Here is a 2,227-nt window from a genome sequence, read left to right on the forward strand (position 1 = left end):
ATAAAAATGCACGGCGCACGCAACGCGAAATACAGTGGTAGTATTTTGTATCAACCAAACTTACTTGTCGTTTTCTTGCAATTGCCATAAGACACCCTGCTTGTTTTTTGTACTAATTAAAGGCTAGCCTTTAATTTTGAAAAGTGCAAAATTTAGGATGGGTGTCTAGTTTGTTTCGTGCTGCGCTGGCCCTCTCTTGCTCACGCTAAAAAAGCGAGGAAACAAACACTACTCGACTTCTTTAATCAACATAATTCCCGCTATCCACTCGTTAATGAAAAGCGGATAAAAGAAATCAAGGATGCAGAAATACTCACCGAAGATATGGCGGTGATCACGCCAAATTTATTGCTTATTGAATGCCTAGTTCCGCAACTTAAACAGCTGATGTTGGCAATAACACGATTTGATGACGAAATTAAAACACTTTATAAGCAACATACAGATCGCGCTATTTTTGATAGTTTACCTGGGGCGGGGCCACAATTAGCACCTCGATTATTAGCCGCTATGGGATCAAATCGTGACCGCTATAAGTGCGCCGCTGACATACAAAAATACGCAGGCATTGCTCCAGTAACCGAACGCAGTGGCAAGAAAGAATGGATACACTGGCGGTACTCATGCACTAAGTTTTTAAGGCAAACATTTGTGGAATGGGCAGGATTATCTGTGCGCTATTCATTTTGGGCAAAAGCATATTATCGGCAGCAAGAAGCCAAAGGAAAACCCCATAATACCATCATCAGATCATTGGCATTTAAGTGGATACGAATTCTATTTAGGTGCTGGAAAACACATACGCCCTACGATGAATCAACTTACTTAACCGCATTGAAAAGTAAGGGTTCACCGCTGTTAAAATTTGCGGTGGAAAGTGAGCTTTAGCGCTTGCTGTCCACCTCAGGGCGTGTTGTTATAAGTAATTTACACCAAACTTCTCTTGAATAAAATCATTTGGGAATACAGTAGCTTCTGAATTTATAAGCTTAATGCTTTTACTTAATTCACCAAAAAGCGGAAGGCCTTTACCTAAAATGATTGGTGCTTTGGTAATCGTCATTTCATTGATGAGTTGAAGGTTAATAAAAGCCGTAATTGTTGTTCCGCCATCAACGTAAGCATGTTTATAACCGCCACTTTCGAGTTGATTTATTAACTTTATAATATCGCCAGAATACATATCAACTTTACCACGTAAATTTTCAGGCGGTTCTTTCATTGAGTTACTTAACACATAGATTTTAGTTTCACCGTAGGGCCATTGCTCTGGAGTTAAGTTGAAACTGGAAATAGCATCCATACATTTTCGCCCCATAATCATACAATCAACTGAGGCGATAAAGTCATTAAACCCCATATCAGGGTTTTTACTCATATCCGCTTCTGAGTTTCCAGCTGTATGCAACCATTCAACACCACCATCATGTGTTGCTATATAACCATCAGCACTTGTAGCAATATAAACAGAACATTTCATAGTTGAATTTAACTCCGAATTTGAGATTACTTATAACGCCCTGTTAACAGGCAAAAAATAGTTGGTTAAAATTAGCGACGAAGGAGCAAAAACCAACTGTTTTTTGTCCTTGTTTAACAGCTTGTTAGGCATATTATCGATACAGTATACCTAGTGAACCTGTTTTCCAAGTTTCTGAGTATTGCTGACCTTCCTTTAATTTGTTGAAATGCCTTTTAGATACGTCTAATTGCAATATCTCGCCTCTAACCGGATTATCGATATACACATAGTAACTTGTGCCGCCTTTGGTACTTGAATAGATATCCAGCTCTACGATTTCACCTTCAAGTTTCGTATTTAATTGAGTGCCAAACGTCGCATTAACATACATTACATAACCTTGACTCATTAGAATGAACAAGCAACAAAGCATAAATACCCATAAGCACCCCTTAAAATCACCAGCAAGTTTTCGGTACTTTGGAAACTTTGTGAAATATAGAAAATACGCTATGAGCAAAACAGGAATCGTTAAATAATCAAATGCGAAAATAAAAGGTTCATTTAAGATAGTGTCATACCTCAAAATGGGAATAACACCTAAAACCATAAAGGTAATAAAAAACCAAGATCCATATTTTGTTAAAAATGCTTCCATGAAACTCTATATGCCTAGACATAATGACTCCCACACGGTGTTAGCCTCCGCTTTTCGTGGGTTAGCTTAATTCAAAGCCAGAGCCATAATTAGTTTGTCAATTAACT

General features: G+C 38.1%; 2 protein-coding genes and 2 pseudogenes. 1 reads left to right on the forward strand and 3 read right to left on the reverse strand.

The genetic code is table 11. The features are described from left to right. Positions 1 to 88, reverse strand: a pseudogene (locus DC53_RS21855) (Mobile element protein); the annotation flags it as partial. An 86-nt stretch (positions 89 to 174) separates the two neighbouring features. Between DC53_RS21855 and DC53_RS00460 the strand changes: the two are divergent. After that, positions 175 to 888: pseudogene (locus DC53_RS00460) on the forward strand (transposase); the annotation flags it as partial. Between the two features lie 28 nt (positions 889 to 916). Here DC53_RS00460 and DC53_RS00455 read toward each other — a convergent pair. Continuing rightward, the gene (locus DC53_RS00455; RefSeq protein WP_033032324.1) at positions 917 to 1,480 is read right to left on the reverse strand and encodes a dihydrofolate reductase family protein; all 564 of its coding nucleotides are present in this window, start codon (positions 1,478 to 1,480) and stop codon (positions 917 to 919) included. A 133-nt stretch (positions 1,481 to 1,613) separates the two neighbouring features. After that, entirely contained in the window at positions 1,614 to 2,120 is a 507-nt protein-coding gene (locus DC53_RS00450; RefSeq protein WP_033032326.1) for a hypothetical protein, read from the reverse strand. Positions 2,121 to 2,227: the final 107 nt, after the last annotated feature.

Origin of the sequence: Pseudoalteromonas fuliginea (assembly GCF_000690055.1) — a bacterium.
Lineage (GTDB): Bacteria > Pseudomonadota > Gammaproteobacteria > Enterobacterales > Alteromonadaceae > Pseudoalteromonas > Pseudoalteromonas fuliginea.